The following is a 1,059-nucleotide window of genomic DNA, read 5'->3' as shown; positions in this document are numbered from 1 at the left end:
CGTTCGAAGAGCTCCGACGGCAAGAGCGCCGGCGCCAAGCAGGAAGATTAGCTCTCTGTCGGGCTTACGTGATCGGCTGTAGGCCACGGGGACGATTGCCACGCCGAGCCGCTCGCCACAACGAACTTGGCCGCAAGGCAACGCGTGTGGCCAAAAAGGCCATCGAAAAATGCTGTGACTTGGCGCAACCGTTGGGATAATTGTTTGTCGCCCCGGAGCAACGGGGAGGTTTGCTGTACGAGGAGTTGCCATGCTCTGGAAGGGCCGTCGTCAGAGTGACAATATCGAGGACGACCGCAGCGACAGCGGCGGTGGCGGACTCGGCGGCGGCGGTGGCCAGTTCCGCATTCCGATCGGCGGCCGCACCGGTGGCGGGGGCAGCATCTTCCTCGTCATCCTGGTGGTGCTGGCCGGATGGTATTTCGGCTTCGATCCTTCGACGATCCTGGGTGGTGGCGACGGCGGCCTGCTGCCGGGCGGCGGCGGCCAGATCACCGACAACAGCGGCCAGGACAACGGTGCCACACCGGCCAATGACGAGATGAAGCAGTTCGTGGCGACCGTGCTGGCCGAGACCGAGGACACCTGGACCGGCATCTTCAAGTCGCAGGGATTGACCTACGAGGATCCCAAGCTGGTGCTGTTTTCCGGCCAGGTCCGTTCGGCCTGCGGCTTTGCCTCCGCGGCGGCCGGACCGTTCTATTGTCCCGGCGACCACAAGGTCTATCTGGACATGACCTTCTTCCAGCAACTCGACCAGCAGTTCGGCGCTTCGGGCGAATTTGCCCGCGCCTATGTGATCGCGCATGAAATCGGCCATCATGTGCAGAACCTGACCGGCATCATGTCCAAGTTCAACCAGATGCGGCAGAGCATGGGCGAGGTCGAGGCCAACCAGATGTCGGTGCGAATCGAGCTTCAGGCCGACTGCTTTGCCGGTGTGTGGGCCCACTACACCGGACAGAAAGGCATATTGGAGCAGGGCGACATCGAAAGCGCGCTGAACGCCGCCAAGCAGATCGGCGACGACACGCTGCAGAAGAAGATGCAGGGCTATGT

1 protein-coding gene is annotated in these 1,059 nt (G+C 62.6%); it reads left to right on the top strand.

All coding sequences use genetic code 11. The features are described from left to right. Positions 1 to 250: 250 nt before the first annotated feature. Positions 251 to 1,059, top strand: an 809-nt coding sequence (locus EN925_RS37085; protein WP_128337425.1) for a neutral zinc metallopeptidase, incomplete at its 3' end; no start/stop codon positions are given.

The organism is Mesorhizobium sp. M7A.F.Ca.US.006.04.2.1 (assembly GCF_004022915.1).
GTDB lineage: Bacteria > Pseudomonadota > Alphaproteobacteria > Rhizobiales > Rhizobiaceae > Mesorhizobium > Mesorhizobium ciceri.
Note: the sequence above shows the minus strand (reverse complement) of the source record. Positions and strands in the feature narration are given on the sequence as shown.